Raw genomic sequence first — 25530 nt, forward strand, 5'->3', positions numbered from 1 at the left:
AGGGCCATGGCCCGCGAGATTGTTCTGGATACCGAAACCACCGGCTTTGACCCCAAGACGGGTGACCGGATGATCGAGGTCGGCTGTATCGAGATCGATGATCTGCTGCCGACGGGCCGCACCTTTCACCGGCTGATCCATCCCGAGCGCGATATTCCGGCCGGCGCCATCGCCGTGCACGGCATTACATTGGACAAGCTGCGCGACGCGCCCAAATTTGCCGAGGTGGCGGCCGACCTGCTCGAATTCATCGGCGATGCGCCGGTGATCGCCCACAATGCGGCCTTCGACCGGGCCTTCCTCAATCACGAACTGGGCCTGTGCGGCAGCGCCATCATCGAGGACGCGCGCTGGATCGACACCCTGCAGATGGCCCAGATGCGCTTTCCGGGCATGGCGAATTCGCTGGATGCCCTGTGCCGCCGGTTCAAGATCTCCCTGACCGAGCGCACCCTGCACGGCGCCCTGATCGACGCCCGGCTGCTGTCGGACGTCTATCTGGAGCTGAAGGGCGGCAAGGCCCGGTCGCTGGAACTGGTGTCGGTCACCACCGATACCGGCGGTCAGGACGGGCCCCGGCGTCATGGCGCCCGGCCGCGCCCGCTCGCCCCCCGGCTGACCGAGGCGGAACGCGAGGTGCATGCGGCCTTTGTGGAAGCCCAGCTGGGGGATCAGGCGCTCTGGCTGAGAGCCTGATCCGCCGGGGTCAGGCTCAGGCCTGACCGGGCGTCGCGGCGCCGCCGGCCACCTGGGCCTGGCGCTGGGCGTAGATGGCGGCGAAGTCGATCGGCTCCATCAGGAAGGGCGGATAGAAGCCGCCGTCCGAGGTCGCCTTGGCGATGGTCTCGCGGGCGAACGGGAACAGATAGCGCGGGCATTCGATCAGCAGCAGCGCCTCGATGTCCTTCTCGGCCACATTCATCAGCTGGAACAGGCCGCCATAGACCAGTTCAACCTGGAACACCGGCTTGTCTTCGCTGGTCGCCTTGACCGACAGCTTGAGGTCGACCTCGAACAGGCCGTCCTGCCGGCCCTGGGCATTCATCTCGACGCCCAGATCGATGTTGGGGCGACCCTCGACCTTCAGGCTCTCGGGCGCGCGCGGGTTCTCGAACGAGAAGTCGCGGATGTACTGGGCCATGATGCGAAAGCCCGGCAGGGCGGGCTGGCCCGGCTGAACGGGGGTTTCGGTCGTGCCGTTCGAGGTGTCACCGTTCGGGGCGGGAGGCGTGGAGTCGGTCATGCGCGGGCAGGTCTTCCTGGTCGATGATGTCGCGGGTCGCCGGGGCGGCCCGAAGGCGGGGCGACTAGCATGACGGGGGCGGGGCGGCAATGTCGCGCACCCCGGGTGCCGCCTTGCATGGGGACCCGGCAATCCCTAATCCTCAGGGCCCAGCGCCGCGTTTCCGGCGCCGCCAGACCCGGACCCGACGTGAATCCTCAATTTCAGATCATCCTGTTTGCCGTGATCGCGGCCGTGGTGCTGTTCCAGCTCTATAATGTGCTGGGCAAGAAGGTCGGCCGTCAGCCGGAAGAGGATGCCCGCGCCCAGCCCGGCGGCGCGGCCGGCAAGGAGGGCGCCGAGGGCGGGCCCGCCACGACCGCCAACGGCACACCGCTGGACGCAACGACGCTCGCGGCCATCGCCGGTCTGAAGGCCCGCGACCCCGGGTTCGACCCCCACCGCTTCCTCGATGGCGCGCGACAGGCCCATGAGACCATCGTCCGCGGCTATGCCGAGGGCGACCGCGAGGCGCTGAAACCCCTGCTGACGCCGGTGGTGATGGCCTCGTTCGAGGCCGGCATGGCCGAGCGCGAGACGCGCGGCGTGCAGGAAAAGGTGGAGTTTCCCCATCCGCCGCGCGCCGATCTGGAACTGGCCACGGCCCAGGGCGACCGGGCCATCGCCAGGGTGCGGTTCCTGTCGGAGCTGAAACAGACGATCGAGGACGGCAAGGGCGAGGAGCCCCGCATCGAGGAGCGCCGCACCGCCGAACTCTGGACCTTCGAGCGCCCGCTGAACGCCAGCGACCCCAACTGGGTGCTGGCCCGGGTGGAGCCCGCCACCGCATGATGCGGACGGCCGGTCGGGCGCAAGCGGTCGCGGCCCTGTTGCTGGCCGCCGTCGTCTCGTCTTGTGCCAGCGCTCCCGAGCCGACCGCGCCGCCGCGGCCCGTGCCGCCGGTCAGCCAGCCCGCGCCTCCGACTCCGACTCCGACCCCGCCGCTAGCCGGCGCGATGGCGCTCACTGCCCTGCCGGGCTGGGATCAGGAAGACCATCTGACCGCCCTGACCGCCTATGCCACCGGCTGCAGCGCCCGGCGCGAGCCAGCGTCGCAGGCCCTCTGCGCCGAGGCCCGCGCGCTGGTCGCCGACACGCCGACGCCCAGCCAGGCGCGCGCCTTTCTGGAAGCCCGGTTCGTCGCGGTCGAGGCGGTCGCACCGGAGCCGTCGCGCGCCCTGCTGACCAGCTATTTCGCGCCGGAATATGAGGCCCGCCGGGTCCCCGACGCCGACTATGATGCCCCGGTGCTGGCCCGGCCCACTGGCTGGCAGCGCGGGGACCGGCTGGACGACCGGGCCACCATCGAGGCCAATGCCGCGTCCTATGAAATTCTGGGCTGGATGCGAGCCGAGGATCTGTTCTTCCTGCAGATTCAGGGCTCGGGTTATCTGACCTTTGCCGACGGATCGCGGGCGCGCGCCGCCTATGCGGCCGACAACGGCCATCCCTTTGTCGGCATCGCCCGGCCCATGGCGGATCAGGGCCTGCTGCCCCCGAACGGCACCTCGGGCGAGGCCATCCGGGCCTGGCTGGCCGCCCACCGGGGGCCCGAGGCCCGGGCGGTGATGGCGCTCAATCCCCGCTACATCTTCTTCCGCATGGACCCGGATGACGGCGGCCACCCGGCCGGGGCGGCGGGCATTCCCCTGCCCGCGCGCCGCGCCATTGCGGTCGATCCCGCCCACTGGACCTATGGCGAGCCGGTCTGGATCGAGGCCGACGGCGGCAATCTGATCGGCGCCCGCGCCAGCTATCGCGGACTGGTCATGGCGCTGGACACCGGCTCGGCCATCCGCGGCCCGGTCCGCGCCGACCTCTATATGGGCCGAGGCGATGTGGCGGGTGCCGAGGCCGGGGCCGTCCGCCACCCCCTCAGGATGTGGCGGCTGGTGCCCAAGGGGTAGAGCGCGAAACGCGGGCTCAATCGCTGATCGTGACCTTGCTGATCTTCGTACCCGGCGCCAGCGAGCTGATCTGCTGGTGCAATTGGCCGGCGATATGCACCTTCACGACGAACAGCCGGGTTTCGATGTTGTCAGCGGAAATCGTGCCTCCCAGAGCAGGCGCAATCCTCCAATCGAAACAGGTTTCTGGAGTCAGGGCTAAGCCGCGACGTCGTGCGGCCTGCACCCACACAGAACTGAAGATATGATCTTGAAGTTCGATGTCGGAGAGCCGCTGTCGCAAGTCGCTGACGCTCTTTGCGACCGGCACCAGTGTTCCATCAAGGGTGTCCAGCATGACTAAATCGTTGCTGCGTCGGAAAAGCATGTCGCCAAACGCAGTCACAAAGATTGGAGGCGTATTGGGCACCTCCATCCAACTCCAGCCGTCGAGTGAGCGGCGAATATCCTCCGCCGAAGGAGCGATCAGGAAATCGGCGAACGCCTGTTTCAGGGCTGCGACATCCTCGGCCTCGTCCGGAGCCAGCGTCCGCAATCCAAACAGTCTGTTGAACATCCACCACCCCTGAAGTTGATTGTTATCCTACCGCCGCCGCATCCCGCCCAGGACGCCGCGCAGGATTTCGCGGGTCAGGGTTGAGCCGGCGGTGCGCAGGACGGATTTGGTCGCGGCCTCCAGCGGGGTTTCCCGGGACGAGCGCCGCGCCGGGGCGCGGGCGCGGGCCTCGCGTTCGGCCTCGCGGCGGATGCGGGTCTCTTCCTTCTCGCGGGCGGCCCTGGCCTTTTCCGCCTCCTTCGCCGCCAGCGCATCGGCCCTGGCCTTGTCCGCTGCGGCTTTCGCCTCGGTCTCGGCCTGATCCGCCTCGGCGTGGCGGGCGGTCAGGATTTCGTGGGCGGATTCCCGATCGACCGGGGTGTCATAGACACCGCGCACCGGGCTTGTGGCCATGACGGCGGCGCGTTCGGCGTCGGTCGCGGGCCCCAGCCGGCTGGCGGGTGGGCGGATCTTCGTGCGGGCAACCATGGAAGGCGCGCCCTTTTCGTCTAGGGTCGAGACCACGGCCTCCCCCACGCCCAATGCCGGAATCGCTTCGGCCGTATCGAAGGCTGGGTTGGGCCGGAAACTGCCAGCGGCGGCCCGCAGGCCCTTTTGCTCCGAGGGCGTATAGGCCCGAAGCGCATGCTGGATGCGGTTGCCCAGCTGACCCAGCACACTGTCGGGAATGTCGGCCGGGTTCTGGGTCACGAAATAGACGCCGACCCCCTTGGACCGGATCAGGCGCACTACCTGCTCCACCTTGTCGACCAGGGCCTTGGGCGTGTCGTCGAACAGCAGGTGGGCCTCGTCGAAGAAGAACACCAGCCGGGGTTTGTCCGGATCGCCGATCTCGGGCAGCTGCTCGAACAGCTCTGACAGCAGCCACAGCAGGAAGGCGGCATACAGTTTCGGGCTGTTCATCAGCCGGGTGGCGTCCAGCACATTGACCTGACCCCGGCCGTCCAGACCCGTGCGCACCAGATCCTCGAGCCTGAGCGCCGGCTCGCCGAAGAAGGCCTTGCCGCCCTCCTGCTCCAGCTGCAGCAGTGACCGCTGGATGGCGGCGATCGAGGCGGGCGCCACATGGCCGACCTCGCGCCCGATCCGTTCGGCATTCTCGCCCACATGGACCAGCAGGGCCCGCAGGTCGTCCAGGTCGAGCAGCAGAAGCCCTTCGGTGTCGGCAACGTGAAAGACGACCGACAACACCCCTTCCTGCACCTCGTTCAGGCCCAGCATGCGCGCCATCAGGACCGGCCCGATCTCGCTGACGGTGGTCCGGACCGGATGGCCCCTTTCCCCGTACAGGTCCCAGAAGACGGTGGGGGCGGCGCGCGGCGTCAGCGTCAGCTGCATGCCTTCGGCCCGCGCGACCAGCTTTTCATTGGGCGTGCCGGCGATGGCGATGCCGGACAGGTCGCCCTTCACATCGGCGCAAAAGACCGGGACGCCGGCGTCGGAAAAGCCCTGGGCCAGGATCTGGAGGGTGACGGTCTTTCCGGTGCCGGTCGCGCCGGCCACTACGCCGTGGCGATTGGCCCGGTCGAACCGCAGATAGCGGGGACGGCTGTCGCCGTCGTCCTCCGTCCAGCCCAGAAACAGTCCGTTCGTGTCGCTCATGCCTGACCCCGCCAATGTCCGTCACAAGACATAGACCAGACCGCGATTGACGGGAACGCCGGGAACCCGGACAACCGCCTCATGAAGACCGCCATGGCCGTGCCGACCTCGACCGTTTCGCGCAATGCGCTGGTGCTGCTGGCCGCGGTCGCCGGGGGCGCGGCGCTCTACTGGCTGCGGGACATCCTGACGCCGCTGGCCATGGCTATCTTCCTGCTGATCATGATCGACGGCATCAAGCGGTTCGTGGCCGACAATACGGTGCTGAGTGACCGGATGGCCGGCGTGGCCGCGCTGGTGCTGGTGGTGATCGGCTTCTTTGCCTCGATCGCCATCATCGTGAACGGCGCGGCGGGCTTCTTCGGTGAGGCCTCGGGCGTCTCCACCCGTATCGGCCCCCGCATCGACCAGGTCATCCACGATCTGGCCGCGCTGTTCGGCGTCGACAGTCCGCCGACGGCCATGGACCTGATCGGCGACATCGACCTGCGCAGCTATGTCGCCGACGTCGCCCTGCAGGTCCAGAACGTCGCCAGCGGCGCCTTCTTCGTCCTGGTCTATCTGGGCTTCCTGATCGCGGCCGAGGCGGGCTTCCAGCGCAAGATCGTCGGCATGTTCCCGGTGCGGGAAACGCGGCATGAGGCCCGGGCCGTCTTTCAGCGCATTCGCTCGGGAGTCGAGGGGTATCTGTGGGTGCAGGCTGTCACGGGCATCATGATCTGTGCCGTGGCCTGGGTGCTGATGCGCGCCGTCGGTCTGCAGAACGCCGAGTTCTGGACCTTTGTGATCTTCGTCGTGGGTTTCATCCCGATCCTGGGGGGGGCCGTGGCGGGTCTGGCGCCGCCGCTGTTCGCCCTCGTCCAGTTTCCGACCTACTGGCCGGCCCTCATCCTGCTCGTCGGACTGCAGGCCGTGCTGTTCATCGTCGGAAACTGGATCCAGCCGCGCATGCAGGGCGACAACCAGAACATCGATCCCGTGGTGGTCCTGTTGTCGCTGGCTCTGTGGGGCAAGCTGTGGGGGGTGATCGGCATGTTCCTGTCGACCCCGCTGGCGGTGCTGGCCATGGCCATCCTGGCCGAGTTCAAGGGCAGCCGCTGGATCGCCATCCTGATGTCCGGGGACGGCGAGCCGTATCCGGACGACGACGACCATGGCGGGCGACGCCCTTCCCCCCGCGTCAACGCGCCGCACTCGGACGCATCCAAATCGTCAGACTGACCGCTTGAAGGAAGGGGGGCGGGTGACCACCTGTCGTTCACCGCCGCGGCCCCCTCCCCCTCCCCCAAGGCTGCGGCGAATGCGGACGACCCCTCCCCCTCCCGGGCTCGTCCAGACAGAGGCCGCCGGGCGAAAGCTCGGCGGCCTTAGTCATTCCGGCGACCGAATTGCCACACTGTGTCCCGAACGCCGCTTTTTGGGGGAACGGCTCCCCACGGGGCCCGTTGTCTGGCGCGGAGGGGTAATCGGAACAAGCCCGGGCGCAACACCCGGCAATTCAAGAGGATACAACGGGATGAAGACTTCCCTCCGCACCGGCATCGCCCTGGCTACCGTCCTGGCGGCCGGCCTGGCCACCCCCGCCCTGGCCCAATCGGTCCCGACCGACTGGAGCGGGCCCTACATCGGCCTCTATGGCGGCTATCTCGACACCCGGGATGACGGTGCCGAGCGCCTTGTGTTCGACCGCGACTTCGATGGCGAGTTCGACGACACCGTCGTGCTGGACGGAACGACCACCAGTGCCTTCACGGCGGCCTCCTGTGGCGGCACTGCCCAGGGCCTGACGCCGGGTGCCGGCTGCAGCGGCGACAGCGGCGGCATCGAGGCCGGTGTCCGCCTGGGCTACGACCTGCAATTCGGCAACTGGGTTGTGGGTGCTGTCGGCGAGGTTTCGGCCGTGGACGCCAAGGACAGCGTGACGTCGTTCAGCACCACGCCGGCCTCCTACACCATGGTCCGGGATCTGGACCACACGGCCGCCGTGCGCGCCCGCATCGGCTACACTGCGGGACCGGTCCTGTTCTACGGTACGGGTGGGGCCGTGTACGGCAAGGTCAACAACCGGTTCCAGACCACCAATGGCGCCAACAGCTTCACCGAGCAGACCAGCGAGGATGACGCCGATGGCTACCAGTACGGCGCCGGCATGGAATGGAAGCTGGCCCCCAATCTCTCGCTGGTGGGCGAATACCTCTACACCAGCCTGGAAGCCGGCGACTATGTCGTGCGGGCGGGGCCGGGTACGGCCCCCTCGACCAACCCGTTCATCCTGCCGCCGAACACGGCCGGGACCGATATCGCCCGCAGCAACGGTGATTTCGAGTATCACGGCGTCCGTCTGGGCATGAACGTCCGCTTCTAGGACCCGCCCGGTCGAAGACCGACAGGGGCCGGACCGGTGAAAGCCGGTCCGGCCACCTCTGTTTCAGGCCTGTTTCATCTCTCTGGTGACGCGGCGGACGAGGGGATGGTCACAGGGCTTTCCCTTTGTCGCGCGCCGATCTAGTCATCAGGGTCACACCGGCGGTGAAGAGCCGCGCCGAAGAGACCCCATCCGCATGTCCCGCGACGTCGCATCCCCGCCTTCCTCCTCCGCCAACACCTCGCTGGAGGTCCTGTGCGCAGGGTTCGAAAAGGCTACCGGGGAGACGGCTGACGCCCTTGTAAAGGCCTTCCTGGCCGAGGCGCTGGAAGACTATGATGCGGACGAGACGCCCGATATCGACCTTGAGGATCTCGGCGCGCTGCTGGCCGAGGCCTGGACGACGGCCGCCGAGCGCAAGGCCGGCGAGCCCGCCCGCATCCAGGTCGGCCCCCTGCACGGCGCCGGTGGCCGGACCACGGGATTCGACCGCATCCTGATCGTCCAGGACGACCGCCCCTTTCTGGTCGACAGCGTCATGGGCGAACTGGCCGAGACGGGTGTCTCCGTCCGCGCCATGTTCCACCCGATCGCCGACGTCACCCGCGACGGCGACGGCCACCGCAAGGCGGGCGGCGGCCAGACGCGCGAGTCGGTGATTATCGTGGTCATGGACCCCCTGCCGCAGGAACGCCGCGACAGTCTGGGCGAGGGCCTTTCGGCGACGCTGGCCGATGTGGCGGCGGCGACCGCCGACCACAAGGCCATGCGGGCTCTCATGGCCCGCTCGGTCGCCCACCTGGAAGCGCACCCCGCCGGGGTCGACCCGGCCGTGGTGGCCGAGACCGTGGCCTTCCTCAACTGGCTGAACGACGACCATTTCGTCTTCCTCGGTGCGCGCGACTACGACTACCCGCGCTCGGCCGACGGCGGCTATGAGGCTGAAGCCCCCCTGTCACAGTCAGGCGAGGGGTTGGGCGTCCTGCGCGACCCGGAGCGCACCGTCCTGCGTCGCGCAAATGAGCCCGCGGTGCTGACGCGCCAGATGAAGCGTCAGCTGGACCTGTCGGACCCGGTCACCGTGGCCAAGGCCAATGCCCGGTCCCGCGTCCACCGCCGCGCCTATATGGACTACATTGGCGTCAAGCGGTTCGGCCCCGACGGGCGGCCCTCGGGCGAGACCCGCTTCGTCGGCCTGTTCACCGCCGAGGCCTATGACCGTGTCGCCTCGCAGGTGCCGCTGATCCGTCGCAAGGTCGAGCGGGCGCTGGAACGGGCCGGCAAGGCCGGCAGCGGCCACAGCCACAAGCGGCTGAAGAACATCCTCGAGAATTATCCGCGCGACGAGCTGTTCCAGGTGACCGAGGACGAGCTGCTGTCGATCGCGCTCGGCATCCTGCACCTCTACGACCGGCCGCGCATCCGCCTGTTCACGCGGAACGACCCGTTCGACCGGTTCGTCTCCATCCTCGCCTTCATCCCGCGCGAGCGCTTCCACGCGTCGCTGCGCGAACAGATCGGCCGGATCCTGGCCCGGGCCTGGGGCGGGCGACTGTCGGCCTGGTATCCGCAGCTGTCCGACGCGCCGCTGGTGCGCATCCACTACATCATCGGGGTCACGCCCGGCGATCACCCCATCCCCGATGCCCAGGCGCTGGAAGCCGAGGTCACCGAGGCCGGTCGCGGCTGGCCCGAGCGGTTCGAGGCGGCGCTTCGGACCGCGGGCGTCGATGATGTGGCCGTGGGGCCCCTCAGCACCCGCTGGACCGAGGCCTTCGGTACCGGCTATCGCGACCGCTATTCGGCGGCCGAGGCGGTCATCGACCTGGAGCAGTTCGACCAGCTGAACAGCACGGGCGAGCGCGACGGGGGCGAGCCGATCGCGGTGCGCGCCTTCCGCGCGGCCGAGGACACTCCGCTGCAGTTCCGCTTCAAGCTCTACCACCGCGGTGACGCGGTTCCGCTGTCGGACGTCCTGCCGGTGCTGGCGGACATGGGGCTCAAGACCCTCGAGGAATGGGGCCACACCATTCGTCCCCAGGGCGATGTGCCGATCCATATCCACGAATTCCTGCTGGAGGACCCGCGCGGCGAAAAGCTCAGCTTTGCCGATGTGAAGGGGCCGTTCGAGGCCGCGGTCTCGGCCGTCTGGTCAGGGCACACCGAGAGCGACGGCCTGAACCGTCTGGTCATCGAGCTGGGCATCGGCTGGCGCGAGGCCGCCCTGATCCGCACCCTGTGCCGCTATCGCCAGCAGACCGGCATGGACCCCAGCCAGTCTGTGCAGGAAGAGGCCCTCTACCTCTATCCAGAGGTGGCCCGTGGGCTGCTCGATCTGTTCCGGCTGAAGTTCGACCCGGATGCCGCCGAAGGGGACGGCCGGTTCGACAAGGTCTCGGAGCTGAACGCCCGCCTCGACCAGCAGCTGCAGGCGGTCAAGAGTCTCGATCACGACCGCGCCCTGCGCCGTCTGACCCATCTGGTGCGCGCCACCATGCGCACCAACTACTACATCCGCGACGATGAGGGCCGGCCGCAGCCGCACATCTCGATCAAGATCGCCTCGCGCGAGCTCGAGGACCTGCCGCTGCCCAAGCCCTATCGGGAAATCTTCGTCTGGGCCCCGCACATCGAGGGCGTTCACCTGCGCTTCGGTCCGGTGGCGCGCGGCGGCCTGCGCTGGTCGGACCGGCGCGAGGACTTCCGCACCGAGGTGCTGGGTCTGGTGAAGGCCCAGCAGGTCAAGAATGCGGTGATCGTGCCCGTGGGCTCGAAGGGCTGCTTCTATCCCAAGAACCTGCCCCAGATCGTGCGCGCTGGCGGCGACCGCGACGCCCAGCAGGCCGAGGCCATTCGCGCCTACAAGACCTTCCTGTCGGGCATGCTCGACATCACCGATAACATCGCCGCCGACGGCTCGGTGGTGACGCCGGATCGCGTCGTGCGCTGGGAAGGCGACGACCCCTATCTGGTCGTGGCCGCTGACAAGGGCACAGCCACCTTCTCGGACATCGCCAATGGGGTGTCGGCCGACTACGGCTTCTGGCTGGGCGACGCCTTCGCGTCGGGCGGATCCGTCGGCTATGATCACAAGGCCATGGGCATCACGGCCCGCGGCGCCTGGGAAGCGGTCAAGCGCCACTTCCGCGAGATGGGCCGGGACATCCAGACCGAGCCCTTCACCGCCGTCGGCGTGGGCGACATGTCGGGCGATGTGTTCGGCAACGGCATGCTTCTGTCGAACCGGACGCGCCTGCTGGCCGCCTTCGACCATCGCGACATCTTCCTCGACCCCGATCCCGATCCGGCGACCAGCTGGGCCGAGCGCAAGCGGCTGTTCGACCTGCCCCGTTCGTCCTGGCAGGACTATGACGCGACGAAGATCTCGAAGGGCGGCGGCGTCTTCTCGCGCGGCGAGAAGTCGATCCCGCTGACGCCCGAGGTCCGGGCCATGCTGGACATCGATGATGAGGCCCTCGACCCGCAGAGCCTGATCCGCGCCATCCTCAAGGCACCCGCAGAGCTGCTGTATCTCGGCGGCATCGGGACCTATGTGAAGTCGATCCACGAGACCGACGCCCAGGTCGGTGACAAGACCAATGACCCGCTGCGCGTCAATGCCGAGGACCTCCGGGTCAAGGTGGTGGGCGAGGGCGCCAATCTGGGCCTGACCCAGGCCGCCCGCATCGCCTTTGCCCTCAAGGGCCGCGACGAGGGCGGCGGCCGCATCAATACGGACGCCATCGACAATTCGGCCGGCGTCGACACCTCGGACCACGAGGTCAACATCAAGATTCTTGTGGGGTCGGCCATCCAGTCGGGCGCGCTCGAGCCCGATGACCGCAATCCCCTGCTGGCCGAGATGACCGAAGAGGTCGGCGAAAAGGTCCTGGCGCACAACTATGACCAGACCCTCGCCCTGACCCTGCAGGCCGACGAAGGGGCCGGCGCGCTCGACGCCCAGCAGCGGTTCATGCAGCTGCTGGGGACGCGCGGGCGTCTGGACCGTCGGGTCGAGGGCTTGCCGGACGATGTTCGCCTGTCCGAGATGAAGGCCATCGGTCAGGCCCTGACCCGGCCCGAACTGGCGGTGCTCACCGCCTATTCCAAGATCGAGTTGTTCGACGAGATCGTGGCCTCGACCGCGCCGGACGATCCCTTCTTCCGCGAGACCCTGAGCCGCTATTTCCCCGAGCCGCTTGAGCGCTTCGGCGAGGAAATGCAGTCGCACCGCCTGCGTCGCGAAATCATCGCGACCGTGCTCAGCAACGAGATCGTCAATATGGCGGGTGCCACCTTCCCCGAGCGGCTGAAGCGCAGCGCCGAGGTCGGCGCCGGCCCGATGGTGCTGGCGTTCGAGGCCGCCCGCCGCATCTTCCGGCTGGACGAGGCCTGGGACGCCATCTCGGCCCTTGATCTGAAGATTTCGTCGGGGGCCCAGATCGCCCTCTACCGCGAGGTGGCGACCGTCCTGCGCCGCCTGACCTTCTGGCTGGCCAAGCGCGCGGCGCGCCCCGGCATGACCGTCGGCACGCTGATCGATACCTATCGCCCGCTGGCGGATGCCCTGCGGGTCGAGGAAGGCGAGGTCCTGTCCCGCTTCGAACAGGGGCGGCTGGACGATCGCATCCGCAGCTTCGTGGCGCTGGGCGTGGCCGAGGACATGGCCCGCGATATCGCCCTGCTGCGGCCCCAGGTGGCCGTGGCCGATATCGGCGATCTGGCCCAGGAAGCGGGCTGGGACGCGCCCTCGATGGCGCGCCTCTATCACCAGGTCGGGGCGGCCTTTGACCTCGACCGGTTGCGCTTTGCTGCCGGACAGGTGCCGTCGGTCGACCATTTCGACCGGCTGGCGGTGCGTCGCCTGATCCAGGATTTCATGGCCGAGCAGATGATCCTGACCCGCGCGGTGGCGAAGGTCTCGGATCCCAAGGTCGGCCGCACCGAAGCCACGGCCGAGGCCGCGGTGGACGCCTGGATCGGGCACCGGCTGGAAATCGTCGAGGGCGTGCGCGCCTCGGTCGACGAGATCGAACAGTCGGGTCAGGGCTGGACGTTCGCCAAGCTGACGATCGCCAATGCGACGATCCGCGAGGTGGCCACCTCGGCGGGCTGAGGCCCGCGGTCGGCCGACAGGGGAGGGAAGAGCATGCCGCGCAAATTCCTGGTGGTCGTCGATGACAGCCCCGAATTCGAGACGGCGCTGCGCTATGCGGCCCGGCGGGCGCGCTCCACGGGCGGGCGGCTGGCCCTGCTGCGGGTCATCGGCTACGGATCGGATGCCCACTGGTCGGGTGTGCGCGACGAGATCGACCGCCAGCTGCGCGAGGAGGCCGAGGCCCTGCTGATGCGACTGGGCGAAGAGGCGACCGAGCGGGCCGGCGCCCCGCCCCTGTTCCTGATCGAGGAAGGCGACCCGATCGGGGCCATCCGCAAGGTCATCGACGACGATCCGGACATCAAGATCCTGATCCTGGCGGCCGGCAGCGGCAACCGCGGCCCGGGTCCCCTGATCAGCGCCCTGCTGAAACAGGGCTCGCTGGGCGGGCGCAAACTGCCGGTGACCATTGTCCCGGGCGAGCTCAGCGAAAGCGAAGTCGAGGATCTGGCCTGAGAGTTGGGGCGCCCACGCTCGACGCGCGGCGTCTCGTCGCTTGAGCGCGGCCCTTGAATGCGTCGGGCAGGGGGCGCATGTCAGCGGCATGTTCATCCAGACCGAAACCACGCCCAACCCCCAGGCCCTCAAATTCCTGCCCGGACGGGACGTCTCGCCCGATCGCACGCTGGAGTTCCGCTCGATCGACGAGGCGGCCGCCTCGCCGCTCGCCGAGGCCCTGTTCGAGCTCGAGAATGTGGCCGGTGTGATGCTGGGCGCGGATCATATTGCGGTGACCCGCGGCGCGGACGGTCCCGACTGGTCCGAGATGAAGGCGCCGATCCTGGCCGCCATCATGGATCATTTCGTGTCCGGCCGGCCGGTTGTCCGTGAAGGCACCGACACCGGCGAGGCATCGGACGGGGCCGACGACACGGAGCTGGTGCAGGAGATCAAGGCCCTGCTCGACAGCCGCATCCGGCCGGCGGTGGCCCAGGATGGTGGCGACATCCTGTTTGACTCGTTCGACGAGGCGACCGGCCTGCTGACGCTCCGGATGCGTGGCGCCTGCGCGGGCTGTCCGTCCTCGACGGCGACGCTCAAGGCGGGGGTGGAGCAGATGATGCGCCACTATATTCCCGAGGTGACCCGGGTGGAACAGACCCTCTAGGCGATCCAACTTTTTCGTCGCCTGCCGGATGCCGCGTGATAAACGGGGGCATGCGACTGTCTGCATCAACCGACGAGGTCAAGGCCCGTATGCAGGCCGAACTGGCGGCGCTGGGCGAGGCGCTCGGCCGCCTGCGCCGGACCGCCGGGCTCAGCCAGGCCGAGGCCGGCGAGCGGGTCGGCATGACCGGGCAGGGATGGGGCCTCTATGAGTCCGGCAAGCGCGCCGGCCTGTTCCGCCCCGACATCCAGACCCGCCTGACGGCGGCCCTCGGCGCCACGCCGGAAGCCCTCTCCCTTGAGACACCGGCGGCTGCCACCGACGCCCACCCGGCGGGCCGCAGCGAGGGCCTGTCCGCGCCGGAGCGGGCGTACCAGGGCGAGGGGGCACACAGCGCATCCGACGAAACCTTCACGTTTCAGGTACAGACCGAGGAGGTCTGGCCGTGGGCGTCGAGCGGTGTGGTTCTGGTGTGCGACCCGGGACGCTGGCCCCGACGGGGACAGGGCTGTGTGATCGAGACCGTCGGCGGCGAGACCTGGCTGCGGCTGTTCGACGGCGCGGACAGCGACTGGCTTCATCTGCGAGGAGGGGCCGGGGGTCTGGACGAGCAGGGCCGGATCGCCCGCGCCGAGGTGGCGCGGCTGTCGACCGTCACCGCACGCCACGAGTCATGAAACATTTGCATTTCGACAAAACGCGCCCTATGAAACTTTCCGGTAATCGTGAAACACTGACGTTGGAGCGAACGGGTGCGCAAGCCGGGACAACAGACCAGTCGCGAGGGCACGCCCGTCGATGCCTGGGTCGGGGCGCGGATTGCAGCGCGCCGTCAGGCGCTCGGCCTCTCCCAGACCGCCTTGGCCGAGCGGGTCGGGGTCAGCTTTCAGCAGATCCAGAAGTACGAGACGGGCATCAACCGCATATCGGCCTCGCGCCTTCATCAGATCGCGGTGGCCCTGGCCGCCGATCCGGGCAGCTTTTTTCCCGCCGGAGCCCCCACGCCGCTGGCCGGGGACGCCACGCCGGCTGCTGCGGGCGGCAGGGCCAGCCCGGGCGTGCGCCTGATCGAGGCGTTCGGCCACATTCCGCAACGGCGCGCGCGCCAGGCGCTGGTGGTCCTGGCCGAGGCCCTCGCCCGGGACCCGGCACCCTCGACCTGACGGGACGAGACGCCGCATGACCGTGCTGATTCTGGATACAGCCCAGGGCCTGTGCACCGTGGCGCTGGGGCAGGGGGGGCAGGTCGTCGCTTCGCGCTCCGAGCCCATGACGCGCGGGCATCAGGAGCGTCTGCCGGTGCTGGTCGAGGCGGTGCTGGCGGAGGCCGGTCTGGGGGCATCGGCGCTTTCGGTTGTGGCGGCCACCCGGGGCCCGGGCTCGTTCACCGGCCTGCGCGTCGGCCTTGCCTTTGCCCAGGGGCTGGCTGCGGCCACCGGCGCCAGGGGGCTCGGCCTGTCCTCGCTCGAGGCCCTCGCGGTTCAGGCGATACTCGCCGATCCGGATGGCGATTCCCCCCTCGCGGCGGTCATGGATGCACGGCGGGGCCAGGTCTATCTGGCGCTGTGGGGCGGGCCTGAGGGGCGTCTGCCCGGCACCCCGATCCAGCCGCCGACGGCTCTCTGTCTCGCCGATGCAGAGGCCATGCTGGCCCCGCATCGGCCCCGGGCCATCGGCAGCGGCGCGGCGCTGGTCGAAGGCGGCGTGGCAGAGGTCCATGTGGTGGACGGCCCCGACCCGGCCGCCCTCGTGCATCTGGCCACAGCCCTCGCGAACGCGTCGTCGGCAACCGGGCTTGAGCCCCTCTACCTGCGGGCGCCGGATGCGACCCCGCCCACCCGCTTGCCGGGCCAGCCCCGACCGGACCGGGCATGACCGTCGATCCCCGCGCCCTGGCTGACATCCATGCGCGGTCCATCTCCCCGGCATGGAGTGCGACGGCCCTCGCCGAGCTGCTGGCGCAGGACGGTGTCTGGGCCGAGACGGCGCCGGACGGCTTTGTCCTGATGCGACAGGCGGGCGATGAGGCCGAGGTGCTGACCCTCGCTGTCCTGCCCCCTGCCCGCCGTCAGGGCCGGGGGAGGGCACTGATGCAGACCGCCCTCGACAGCTGCCGGACGCGGGGTGTCTCGCAGGTGTTTCTGGAAGTCGCCGCCGACAATCCGGGGGCCGAGGCGCTCTATCGTTCGCTGGGCATGACCGAGGCCGGGCGTCGTCGGGCCTACTATGCGCGCCCCGATGGCCCTGCCGTCGATGCGCTTATTCTGACGCTCGACCTGGCCCAGGTGCTTCCCTAGAGCGGATCAAGGCCCTATCCTTTCTGCATGGACCGGATCGAGAAACTCTGTGCCGAGCGCGGCATGCGGATGACGGAGCAGCGGCGCGTGATCGCCCGGGTGCTGTCGGCCGCCGAAGACCACCCCGATGTCGAGGAGCTGTACCGCCGCGCCTCGGGCGTCGATCCGCACATCTCGATCGCTACCGTCTATCGCACCGTCCGCCTGTTCGAAGAGGCCGGCGTGGTCGAAAAGCACGACTTCGGCGACGGCCGCAGCCGCTATGAAGAGGCGGGTGACGACCACCACGACCACCTGATCGACACCAGGACGGGCGAGGTCATCGAATTCTATGACGCGGAGATCGAGCGTCTGAAGACCGAGATCGCCAAGCGGTTGGGTTTCGACCTGATCGGCCACAAGCTGGAATTGTACGGCAAACCCATTCCGGGCGCCGAGCCGTCGGACCGCGACGGCCTGATCTACAAGCGCCAGAACCAGCGCGACGGCGCCGACAGCTGACCCCGGCCGCGGACCGGCACGCCGGGCCTGCCTTGCAGGCGCCCCATCCTGCCCCCATAAGCGAGCCATGACCGAACCCGAGACCTTGCCCGAGGCTGGAGCCGGTGCGACCAAGCGCCTGTTCATCAAGACCTATGGCTGCCAGATGAACGTCTATGACTCGGAGCGCATGGCCGATGTGCTGCGCCCGCTGGGCTATGCGCCGACCGCGACGGCCGAGGACGCGGACTTTGTCATCCTCAACACCTGCCACATCCGCGAGAAGGCGGCCGAAAAGGTCTATTCCGAACTGGGCAAGCTTCGGATGCTCAAGGAGGAAAAGGCCGGGGCCATGACCATCGCCGTGGCCGGCTGCGTGGCCCAGGCCGAGGGCGAGGAGATCATGCGTCGCCAGCCCGCTGTCGATCTCGTGGTCGGGCCCCAGGCCTATCATCAGCTGCCCGAACTGCTGACCCGCACGGCCCGCGCGCGCGGCGAGCGGATCGGTGCCGACTTCGCCCCGGTCGACAAGTTCGACGCCTTGCCCAGGGCGCGCGGCGTCCAGGGCGTGACAGCCTTCCTGACGGTGCAGGAAGGCTGCGACAAATTCTGTACCTTCTGCGTGGTGCCCTATACGCGCGGCGCCGAATGGTCGCGCCCCGTAGCCGCCATTCTGGACGAGGCCCGCGCGCTCGCGGACCGGGGGGTGCGCGAGATCACCCTGCTGGGCCAGAACGTCAACGCCTATGACGGCGAGGGCGCCGATGGCCGGCCGTCGACCCTGGCCCGGCTGGCGTACGCGCTGGCCGACATCCCGGGGCTGGACCGCATCCGCTATACGACCAGCCACCCCAATGACATGGGCGAGGACCTGATCGCTGCCCATGGCGATCTGGACGCCCTGATGCCCTATCTGCACCTGCCGGTGCAGTCCGGGTCCGACCGCATCCTGCGTCTGATGAACCGCAAGCACGGCCGCGCCAAATATCTGGAGCTGGTGGCCCGGCTGAGAGAGGCGCGCCCCGACCTGGCCCTGTCCGGCGACTTCATCGTCGGCTTCCCCGGCGAGACCGAGGCCGATTTCGAGCAGACTCTCGAGCTGGTCCGCGAGGTGAACTACGCCTCGGCCTTCTCCTTCATGTATTCGCCGCGGCCCGGCACACCGGCGGCCACCATGGGTGCCCAGGTTCCGGCCGAGGTGTCGCGCGAGCGTCTGCACCGTCTGCAGGCCCTGCTGACCGAACAGCAACTGGCCTTCAACGCCGCGCAGGCCGGCCGCACCCTGCCGGTGCTGTTTGAGAAGGCCGGCCGCCATGGCCAGCAGGCCATCGGCCGCTCGCCCTATCTGCAATCGGTCCATGTCGAGGACGCACGCCCCCTGATCGGCCGCATCGTGGCGGTCGAGATCACTTCGGGCCAGCAGAACAGCCTGACCGGGCGGTTGACCGGCGCTGTGGAACAGGCCGCCTGATGGCCCGCGGCAGCGAATTCGTCACCCTCGAGGACGGGGTCCTGCGTCAGGTTGTCGGCCCCAACAGCCGCCATCTGGCCCGGATGGAGTCCGCCTATGACGTCGATCTGGACGCGCCGGGCGGTGGCATCCGCATCCACGGCTCGCCCCGGGATCGCGCCGATGCCCGCCGCATGATCGAGAGCCTGTCGGCCAAGGTCGAACAGGGCGTCGAGATCACCGATGATCTGGTCATCGCCATCCTGCGGCAGGACCGGCGGGGCGCGGCCGCCACCGGCGGTGTGCTGGCCTTTGGCCGGAAGGGCGCCATCACCCCGACGGGGCTGGCCCAGAGCCGCTACGTCGACATGATGACCCATTGCGCGCTCAGCTTCGGCGTGGGTCCGGCGGGCACGGGCAAGACCTTCCTCGCGGCCGCCTATGGCGCCTCCCTGCTCCGGGCACGCAGCGTCAGCCGGCTGGTGGTCACCCGCCCGGCCGTGGACGCCGGCGAAAAATTGGGTTTCCTGCCGGGCGACCTGAACGAAAAGGTCGATCCCTATCTGGCCCCGATCTGGGAGGCGCTCAACGAGGTGCTGGGGCCCGAACAGGTCCAGGCCCACCGCGACCGGCGCGAGATCGAGACGGCACCCATCGCCTTCATGCGCGGACGCACGCTCAAGAATGCCTTCGTCATCGTCGACGAGGCCCAGAACACCTCCCGCATGCAGATGAAGATGGTCCTCACCCGGCTGGGCGAGAACTCCCGCATGGTGGTGACCGGCGACCCGACCCAGATCGATTTGATGAACCCGCGCGATTCCGGCCTGTCCCACGCGCTGAAGATCCTGAAGGGGGTCGAAGGCGTGGGCATCGTCGAATTCGCCGCCGAGGACGTCATCCGCCACCCCCTGGTCGAGCGGATCGTGCGCGCCTATGACGCCGACGGGGCGCGCGGCGATACATGATCGAGATCCAGGTCGAGGATCCGGCCTGGCGCGAGGCCCTGCCGGACGTCGAGGCGGTGGTCCGGGGCGCGGCCGAGGCTGTGCTCGGGGCGGACCCTCCGGGCGGCGGCGAACGCGCGACCGTGCTGCTGGAAGGGGATGCCGCGGTGCGCGACCTGAATGCCCGCTTTCGCGACCGCGACGCCCCGACCAATGTGCTGAGCTTCCCGGCCGCCGCCCTGCCCGGGGAACCGGAGACGGCTCCCTATCTGGGCGACATCATCCTGGCCTTCGGTGTCTGCGCCCGCGAGGCCGGGGAGCAAGGCAAGCCTCTCGCCCACCATCTGTCCCATCTGGTCATTCACGGCCTGCTCCACCTGTTGGGCCACGACCATCAGGAAGATGAGGAGGCCGAGGCCATGGAGGCGCGCGAGCGCACGCTTCTTGCAGGACTGGGCATCGATGACCCCTATCGTTCCATTGTGGACACCGCCCCATGACCGATCCGGTCGCTGATCCCCGTCCCCGCCTGGGCGGACGCATGCGCCTGTTGCGACTGGCGCTCGCCCTGATCGCCGGGGCCGGCGCGGCCCTGGCCCATCCGCCGTTCGGTATCCTGCCGGGTCTGTTCGGCTATGCCCTCCTGCTGGTGCTCGCCGATGGATCGCCGACCCGCCGCTCGGCCTTCTGGATGGGCTGGCTGGCCGGCTTTGCCTATTTCATGATCGGCTGCTGGTGGGTGGCCGAGGCCTTTCTGGTCAATCCGGACCAGGCGTGGATGGCCCCGTTCGCCGCCGCCCTGCTGCCCTCGGGTATGGGCCTGTTCTGGGGGCTGGCCCTGCTGGCCTACCGCCATCTCAGGATCGAGGGGGTAAGGCGCGTGCTGGCCTTTGCGGCCCTGTTCGCGCTGGGGGAATGGCTGCGGGGCCATGTGCTGACGGGCTTTCCGTGGAACCCGGCCGGGGCCAGCTGGCAAGCCGGGTCGGCGGGTTCGCAGGCCGCGTCCCTGATCGGCGTCTATGGTCTGGGCCTGCTGACGGTGGCGGGCTTTGCTGCGGTCGGACCCCTGCTCGCCGCCGGAAATCGCAAGGCCCGGGCCGGGGCCGCCGTGCTGGGTCTGGCCCTGATACTCGCCCTCAACGTCTGGGGCGGGTTCCGTCTGGCCGGGGCCCGGGTCGAAATGACGCCGACCGTGATCCGCATCGTCCAGGCGGATGTCGACCAGCAGTCGAAGTGGACGCCCGAAGCCTACCGGTCGATCGTCGAGCGATACATCAATCTGACCGGTCGTCCCGGCGCCCGCGTGCCGGACGTGGTCGTCTGGCCCGAGGGGGCCCTGCCCAATACGGCCAATGCCGTGCTGGCGCCCGACGGCTGGGAAGCGGCCGCCCTGCGCACCGTCCTCCAGCCCGGTCAGGTCCTGCTGATGGGGATGAGCCGGGCCGAGCCGGACCCGTCCAGCGAGGTCGGCGCGCGCTTCTACAACAGCCTGCTGGCCGTCAGACGGGGGGGAGAGCGGGGGCTGGAGGTCACCGGCCTCTATGACAAATACCGTCTGGTGCCGTTCGGCGAATACCTGCCGGCGGGTCCGCTGATGAGCCGCATCGGCCTGCGCAGCCTGGTCCATGTGGGCGCCGACTTCAGTGCCGGCCCCCGGCCGGCCCCGCTGAAGCTGGAAGGCCTGCCCGATCTGCAGCCGCTGATCTGCTACGAGAGCCTCTATCCGGGCTTCACTCGGGGGGCGGGGGCCGACCGGCCGCTGTGGATCGCCAATGTCTCGAACGACGCCTGGTTCGGGCGCACCTCGGGCCCGGTCCAGCATCTGAATCTGGCGGCCTACCGGGCGATCGAGACGGGCCTTCCGGTAGTGCGGGCCACCCCGACCGGCATTTCGGCGCTGATCGATCCCTTCGGCCGCGTGGACGAGGGGGCCCGTCTGGATCCCGGCGAAAGCGGCGTGATCGACACCCGGCTGCCGGCGGCATTGTCGCCCACATTGTATGGCCGTGTCGGGGATCTGATCTTCTGGGTGCTGACGCTTTCAGCCCTGCTGGTGGCCCTCGCCGACCGCTTGCGACCGCTGGTTTCCCGCCTCGGTCGTTAACCGAACCATGTACGTAATCGGACGTAGGCGACACGCTTTATGCGATGCGTCATAAGGGGCCGCGAACCCGTATCTGTCCTGATTTTAAGGTGACAGGCGGACGTGGCGGGAGCATGACCTTGCGAAACCCGCCGGAGTTGGTCGCGGAACAGGAATTGTAAGTATGGCGAGAGGCAAGGGCGAAGACGGCCCCCACCCGGTGGATCGATACGTCGGACGTCGCGTCTGCGAAAAGCGTATCAGCCTGGGCTATAACCAGAGCGATCTGGGCCGCGCCCTGGGTCTGACCTTCCAGCAGATCCAGAAGTACGAGAAAGGCGTGAACCGCATCTCGGCGTCCAAGCTGTTCGACATCGCCCGCTTCTTCAAGGTCGATGTCGGCTACTTCTTCGAAGGCCTGGCCGAAGGCGCGCCGGGCGTGGCCCAAGAGGGCGCCGCCTTCGAGCATGACTTTCCCTCGACCCGCCAGACGATCGAGATCGCCCGTCTCGCGCCCCGGCTGTCGAACCGCCGCCAGCGTCTGGCGCTCGAGCTGATCCGCGAGATGCTGGATACGCCCGAGCCGGAAGCCGTCGACTAGTTCGCCGCCGACGACCGCCGGCGCTGGCCAAAGGTCGGCGCGGCGGCCTTCTCCTTGGCCCAGTAGGCGGCGCCGTCGTCCGGCTTGAACATGGTGCGCGGCACCCCGTCGGAATCGACCACCGCAAAGGTATTGGTCGAGGCCTGATAGATCAGGACGTCGCCATTGGCGCGCCGCACCGTCTCGGCATCGGCCGGGGGCCGGGTCGTGAAGGCCGTAACCGCCGCCAGATAGGCCTCGGGCGTGGTCGTACCGAAGGCGGCCCCGTTTCGCTCGAACAGCCGCTGGACCTTGGCATCCACCGTCTCGCGCCGGTTGGCGGTCAGGACCGGCTTGGCCTCGCTTGTGCCCTCTGCCGCCTTTGAGCTCTCCGCATCGACGACGGCGACAGGCTTGGCGTCTTCCGTCGCCGCCCGCTCCCGCGTCTCGACGGCCGAGGCGCCGTTGTCGCATCCCGCCAGCGCCAGTCCGGCCACCAGCCCCAGAGCCGTCAGGCCCGCCTGAATCTTCTTCATGAAACCCTCCCTCACGAAACCCGCGAGCGCACACAAGCACAGGTTTTATGTTCTTGCAATGTTCTGTTCTTCGAGCGCGGGTATCGCAAGCTGTCCGGCGCTCGACGACGGGCGGGGGGGCGGCTAAGGGTGGCGCATGACGGCAGTTGAGGCACCCCACACTCCCCGCGTCCGCCGCGTCCTGCTGATCGTGGGCGGCGGCATCGCCGCCTACAAGGCGCTGGAGCTGGTCCGGCTGATGCGCAAGGCCGGGCTGGAGGTGAAGGCCGTCCTGACCCGCTCGGGCGCCGAGTTCGTCACCCCCCTGTCGCTGGCGGCGCTGACCGGCAGTGCCGTGCGCCAGGACCTTTTCTCGTCCGAGGATGAGACCGCCATGGGCCATATCGAGCTGTCGCGGTGGGCCGACCTGATCGTCGTGGCGCCCGCGACCGCGGGCCTGCTGGCCAAGGCTGCGACGGGGGCTGCTGACGACCTGGCCTCGACCACATTGATCGCCACCGACGCCCCGGTGCTGCTGGCGCCCGCCATGAATGTGCGTATGTGGCTGCACCCGGCGGTGCAGGCCAATCTGGCGACGGTCAGGGCCTTTTCCGAGCCCCGCTATACTGTGGTCGGACCCGACGACGGGGAAATGGCCTGCGGCGAATACGGTCCCGGGCGCATGGCCGAGCCGGCGGCCATTCTGGCGGCCATCCTGACCCATGACGGCAAGGCCGGATCGGGCGACCGCCCGCTGGCCGGGCGACACGCCTTGGTCACCGCCGGCCCGACCTTCGAGCCCATCGACCCCGTACGAGGCCTGACCAACCGGTCCAGCGGGAAACAGGGCTATGCCATCGCCGGAGCGTTGGCCCGCGCGGGCGCGCGGGTCACGCTGGTGTCCGGGCCGGTGGGACTGGGCACGCCCACCGGCGTTGACCGGGTGTCGGTCGAGACGGCCGACCAGATGCTGGCGGCGGTCGAGGCCGCCCTGCCCGCCGACCTCGCCGTCCTGACCGCGGCCGTCTCGGACTGGCGCGTGGCGGATGCCGCCGACAGGAAGATCAAAAAGCAGCCGGGAGAGGGCCCGCCGACCCTGACCCTGGTCGAGAACCCGGACATCCTGAAGGCCCTGTCCCGCCATCCCGATCACCGACCCGCGCTGGTCATCGGCTTCGCCGCCGAAACCGGCGAGCTGGAGCGGCGCGCCGCGGCCAAGCTGGAGACCAAGGGCTGTGACTGGATCGTCGGCAATGATGTGTCCGAAGGCGTCTTCGGCGCCGACGAGACCCGGGTGATGCTGTTCCGCAAGGGACAGACGCCCGACCCCTGGCCCGAGACCACCAAGACCGCCGTGGCCGACCGTCTGGTCCATGCCGTGGCCGTCCATTTCAAGAAAGAGGCTTCATGACCCGTATCGCGCTCGTGCAACTGCCCCACGCCGAGGGCCTGCCCCTGCCGGCCTATGAGACGGCGGGCGCGGCCGGCATGGATCTGCGCGCGGCGGTGCCCGAGGACCAGCCCATGGTGCTGGAAGCGGGGGCGCGGGCCCTCGTGCCGACGGGGCTGAAGATCGCCGTGCCGCAAGGGTTCGAGGCCCAGGTCCGCCCCCGCTCGGGTTTGGCGCTCAAGGCCGGCATCACCTGTCTGAACAGCCCCGGTACCATCGACAGCGACTATCGCGGCGAGGTGGGCGTCATCCTGGCCAATCTGGGCCGCGAGCCCTTCGTCATCCGCCGGGGCGAGCGCATCGCCCAGATGGTCATTGCCGCCCACGAGCGGGCCGAATGGCAGGTGGTCGACAGTCTTGATGACACGGCCCGCGGCGCAGGCGGCTTCGGCTCCACCGGGCGCTGAGGGAGCCAAACCGGCGTAACGGTGTTAACCTTGACGGTAACGGGCCCCGTTCCCGGGGTCGCAGCACGCAAGGAGAGGGCATATGGACGGCCTGCTGGACCAGATCGGAAACCTGCTGACGGGCATCTTCGCGCTCGCCGAGGGCGGCTTTGACGGCGTCAATCAGGTGCTGGGCCTGATCATCGCCGCGATCGCCGCCATCCTCATGGCCAGCTGGGGCAGGCTGTTCCCCACGGCCCTGGCGGCGGCCTTCATCCATGTGGTGATCAATGTGGTCCGCCCCGTTCTGGACGGAGGCGCCTTCGTCCTGCCGGATATCCTGACGCTGGACTTCTGGCTGGCGCTGTTCGCCCTCTTCCTGGGCTATGCCATCGTCATCGCCCTGTTCTTCTTCCTGAAGTCGCTGATCTTCGGGCGCCGGCACGCCCACGCGCACTGATCAGAGCGGAGGTGCGGGCGCCGTGACCGCGCGGCGCCGCACCTGCTCGCGCCAGGCCGTATAGAGCCCGCTGCCCACGATCAGGGCGGCCCCGGCCAGCGCCGACCAGGAGGGCGCCACCGACAGGGCCAGCCAGCCGAACAGGACCGCGCCCGCGATCTGCAGATAGTCGAAGGGCGTGACCGCCGACACCGGGGCCAGCCGGAGCGACTCGGTCATGGCCAGCTGGGCCACCCCACCGGCCATGCCGCCGCCTGCGAGGAAGGCAAAGGCGAGGGGCGCATGCAGACTGCCGAACGCGGGCAGCAGGACCGCGCCCGCGACGGCGCAGGCGATGAAGAACCAGAAGACAATCGCCGCGACATGTTCGGTCTTGCTGAGATGGCGCAGGGTCACCGTCACTCCGGCCGAGAAGCCGGCCCCCACAAGGGCAAAGGCCACGCCCAGCGCGGGCAGGGGGTCGCCGCCGGGCCGCATCACCACCATCACCCCGACAAAGCCCACCAGCACGGCCAGCCAGCGGTGCCAGCCGACCGTCTCTTTCAGGAACAGGAAGGACAACAGGGTGGCGAACATGGGGGCGGTGAAGCCCAGTGTCGTCGCCTCGGCCAGCGGCAGCAGGCTCAGCCCCTGAAACAGGCAGAGGATGCCGGTGACGCCCAGCGCACAGCGCCACAGATGCATCAGCGGGCGCCGCGTGGTGATGGCGCCGATCCCCGGCCCGGCCAGCACCCAGATCAGCACCACCGGCAGGCCGAAAAGGGCGCGATAGAAGACCATCTCCGGCGCCGAAACCCCGGCCTCGGCCGCCAGCTTCATCAGGCCGGACATCAGCGAAAAACTGCCGGCCGCGAGAATCCTCAGCAGGATGCCGCCCGTGATGCCCTCCAGCCGGATCACGGCG

26 protein-coding genes are annotated in these 25530 nt (G+C 69.0%); 21 read left to right on the plus strand and 5 right to left on the minus strand.

Annotated elements, in window-relative coordinates; all coding sequences use genetic code 11:
- Positions 1-6: 6 nt before the first annotated feature.
- Positions 7-696 (plus strand): DNA polymerase III subunit epsilon, encoded by a 690-nt coding sequence (gene dnaQ / locus J7346_RS05960; protein WP_209118753.1) that lies wholly within the window; start codon positions 7-9, stop codon positions 694-696.
- A gap of 16 nt (positions 697-712) precedes the next feature.
- Here the strand turns inward: dnaQ and secB are convergent, their stop codons facing one another.
- Positions 713-1243: a protein-export chaperone SecB gene (gene secB / locus J7346_RS05965; protein WP_209118754.1), complete on the minus strand. Its 531-nt coding sequence runs from the start codon at positions 1241-1243 to the stop codon at positions 713-715.
- Positions 1244-1432: 189 nt separating this feature from the next.
- On the opposite strand from secB, the gene timA reads away from it, so the two are divergent.
- Positions 1433-2074 (plus strand): TIM44-related membrane protein TimA, encoded by a 642-nt coding sequence (gene timA, locus J7346_RS05970; RefSeq protein ID WP_348521459.1) that lies wholly within the window; start codon positions 1433-1435, stop codon positions 2072-2074.
- A complete protein-coding gene (locus J7346_RS05975; protein ID WP_209118758.1) occupies positions 2071-3189 on the plus strand; it encodes an MltA domain-containing protein in 1119 nt (372 codons plus the stop codon). Before timA ends, J7346_RS05975 begins: the two co-directional genes overlap by 4 nt.
- A gap of 16 nt (positions 3190-3205) precedes the next feature.
- Here the strand turns inward: J7346_RS05975 and J7346_RS05980 are convergent, their stop codons facing one another.
- Positions 3206-3745, minus strand: a complete 540-nt coding sequence (locus tag J7346_RS05980) for a hypothetical protein (protein WP_209118760.1) — start codon at positions 3743-3745, stop codon at positions 3206-3208.
- Between the two features lie 27 nt (positions 3746-3772).
- Entirely contained in the window at positions 3773-5347 is a 1575-nt protein-coding gene (locus J7346_RS05985; RefSeq protein WP_209118762.1) for a helicase HerA-like domain-containing protein, read from the minus strand.
- Positions 5348-5428: 81 nt separating this feature from the next.
- Between J7346_RS05985 and J7346_RS05990 the strand changes: the two genes are divergently transcribed.
- The 15 genes from J7346_RS05990 to J7346_RS06060 all read left to right on the plus strand — a co-directional run bounded on the left by J7346_RS05990 (position 5429) and on the right by J7346_RS06060 (position 21836).
- The gene (locus J7346_RS05990; RefSeq protein WP_209118764.1) at positions 5429-6568 is read left to right on the plus strand and encodes an AI-2E family transporter; all 1140 of its coding nucleotides are present in this window, start codon (positions 5429-5431) and stop codon (positions 6566-6568) included.
- Between the two features lie 295 nt (positions 6569-6863).
- Positions 6864-7712 (plus strand): outer membrane beta-barrel protein, encoded by an 849-nt coding sequence (locus J7346_RS05995; protein ID WP_209118766.1) that lies wholly within the window; start codon positions 6864-6866, stop codon positions 7710-7712.
- 196 nt (positions 7713-7908) lie between these two features.
- A complete protein-coding gene (locus J7346_RS06000; RefSeq protein ID WP_209118768.1) occupies positions 7909-12828 on the plus strand; it encodes an NAD-glutamate dehydrogenase in 4920 nt (1639 codons plus the stop codon).
- Positions 12829-12861: 33 nt separating this feature from the next.
- Positions 12862-13326, plus strand: coding sequence for a universal stress protein (locus J7346_RS06005; RefSeq protein WP_209118770.1), 465 nt, complete (start codon positions 12862-12864; stop codon positions 13324-13326).
- Between the two features lie 88 nt (positions 13327-13414).
- On the plus strand, positions 13415-13978 hold the full coding sequence (locus J7346_RS06010) for a NifU family protein (RefSeq protein ID WP_209119005.1): 564 nt from the start codon (positions 13415-13417) through the stop codon (positions 13976-13978).
- A 50-nt stretch (positions 13979-14028) separates the two neighbouring features.
- Positions 14029-14655 (plus strand): helix-turn-helix transcriptional regulator, encoded by a 627-nt coding sequence (locus tag J7346_RS06015; protein WP_245157683.1) that lies wholly within the window; start codon positions 14029-14031, stop codon positions 14653-14655.
- Between the two features lie 75 nt (positions 14656-14730).
- Positions 14731-15141 carry a helix-turn-helix domain-containing protein gene (locus tag J7346_RS06020; RefSeq protein WP_209118772.1) on the plus strand — a complete coding sequence of 137 codons (411 nt, stop codon included), beginning with the start codon at positions 14731-14733 and terminating at the stop codon, positions 15139-15141.
- A gap of 16 nt (positions 15142-15157) precedes the next feature.
- A complete protein-coding gene (tsaB, locus tag J7346_RS06025) occupies positions 15158-15853 on the plus strand; it encodes a tRNA (adenosine(37)-N6)-threonylcarbamoyltransferase complex dimerization subunit type 1 TsaB (RefSeq protein WP_209118774.1) in 696 nt (231 codons plus the stop codon).
- Complete coding sequence (locus J7346_RS06030) at positions 15850-16275, plus strand: GNAT family N-acetyltransferase (protein WP_209118776.1); 426 nt, start codon at positions 15850-15852, stop codon at positions 16273-16275. Before tsaB ends, J7346_RS06030 begins: the two co-directional genes overlap by 4 nt.
- Before the next feature lie 27 nt (positions 16276-16302).
- Positions 16303-16776: a Fur family transcriptional regulator gene (locus J7346_RS06035; protein ID WP_209118778.1), complete on the plus strand. Its 474-nt coding sequence runs from the start codon at positions 16303-16305 to the stop codon at positions 16774-16776.
- Between the two features lie 67 nt (positions 16777-16843).
- Positions 16844-18226 carry a tRNA (N6-isopentenyl adenosine(37)-C2)-methylthiotransferase MiaB gene (miaB, locus tag J7346_RS06040; RefSeq protein ID WP_209118780.1) on the plus strand — a complete coding sequence of 461 codons (1383 nt, stop codon included), beginning with the start codon at positions 16844-16846 and terminating at the stop codon, positions 18224-18226.
- The gene (locus tag J7346_RS06045; protein WP_209118782.1) at positions 18226-19173 is read left to right on the plus strand and encodes a PhoH family protein; all 948 of its coding nucleotides are present in this window, start codon (positions 18226-18228) and stop codon (positions 19171-19173) included. Before miaB ends, J7346_RS06045 begins: the two co-directional genes overlap by 1 nt.
- Entirely contained in the window at positions 19170-19652 is a 483-nt protein-coding gene (gene ybeY, locus J7346_RS06050) for an rRNA maturation RNase YbeY (protein ID WP_209118784.1), read from the plus strand. Before J7346_RS06045 ends, ybeY begins: the two co-directional genes overlap by 4 nt.
- The gene (gene lnt, locus J7346_RS06055) at positions 19649-21256 is read left to right on the plus strand and encodes an apolipoprotein N-acyltransferase (protein WP_245157684.1); all 1608 of its coding nucleotides are present in this window, start codon (positions 19649-19651) and stop codon (positions 21254-21256) included. The genes ybeY and lnt overlap by 4 nt, the downstream gene beginning before the upstream one ends.
- A 163-nt stretch (positions 21257-21419) precedes the next feature.
- Positions 21420-21836 (plus strand): helix-turn-helix transcriptional regulator, encoded by a 417-nt coding sequence (locus J7346_RS06060; RefSeq protein ID WP_209118786.1) that lies wholly within the window; start codon positions 21420-21422, stop codon positions 21834-21836.
- On the opposite strand, the gene J7346_RS06065 is transcribed toward J7346_RS06060, so the two are convergent.
- Entirely contained in the window at positions 21833-22351 is a 519-nt protein-coding gene (locus J7346_RS06065; RefSeq protein WP_209118788.1) for an S-type pyocin family protein, read from the minus strand. The two genes, J7346_RS06060 and J7346_RS06065, sit on opposite strands and share 4 nt — an antisense overlap.
- A gap of 136 nt (positions 22352-22487) precedes the next feature.
- Between J7346_RS06065 and coaBC the strand changes: the two genes are divergently transcribed.
- From coaBC to J7346_RS06080, 3 genes are all read left to right on the plus strand, one after another.
- Positions 22488-23741 carry a bifunctional phosphopantothenoylcysteine decarboxylase/phosphopantothenate--cysteine ligase CoaBC gene (gene coaBC / locus J7346_RS06070; protein ID WP_209118790.1) on the plus strand — a complete coding sequence of 418 codons (1254 nt, stop codon included), beginning with the start codon at positions 22488-22490 and terminating at the stop codon, positions 23739-23741.
- A complete protein-coding gene (gene dut / locus J7346_RS06075) occupies positions 23738-24187 on the plus strand; it encodes a dUTP diphosphatase (protein ID WP_209118792.1) in 450 nt (149 codons plus the stop codon). Before coaBC ends, dut begins: the two co-directional genes overlap by 4 nt.
- 82 nt (positions 24188-24269) lie before the next feature.
- Positions 24270-24626: a hypothetical protein gene (locus J7346_RS06080; RefSeq protein ID WP_209118793.1), complete on the plus strand. Its 357-nt coding sequence runs from the start codon at positions 24270-24272 to the stop codon at positions 24624-24626.
- On the opposite strand, the gene J7346_RS06085 is transcribed toward J7346_RS06080, so the two are convergent.
- Complete coding sequence (locus J7346_RS06085) at positions 24627-25526, minus strand: DMT family transporter (protein WP_348521460.1); 900 nt, start codon at positions 25524-25526, stop codon at positions 24627-24629.
- Positions 25527-25530 lie beyond the last annotated feature (4 nt).

The organism is Brevundimonas sp. A19_0, assembly GCF_017744255.1.
GTDB lineage: Bacteria > Pseudomonadota > Alphaproteobacteria > Caulobacterales > Caulobacteraceae > Brevundimonas.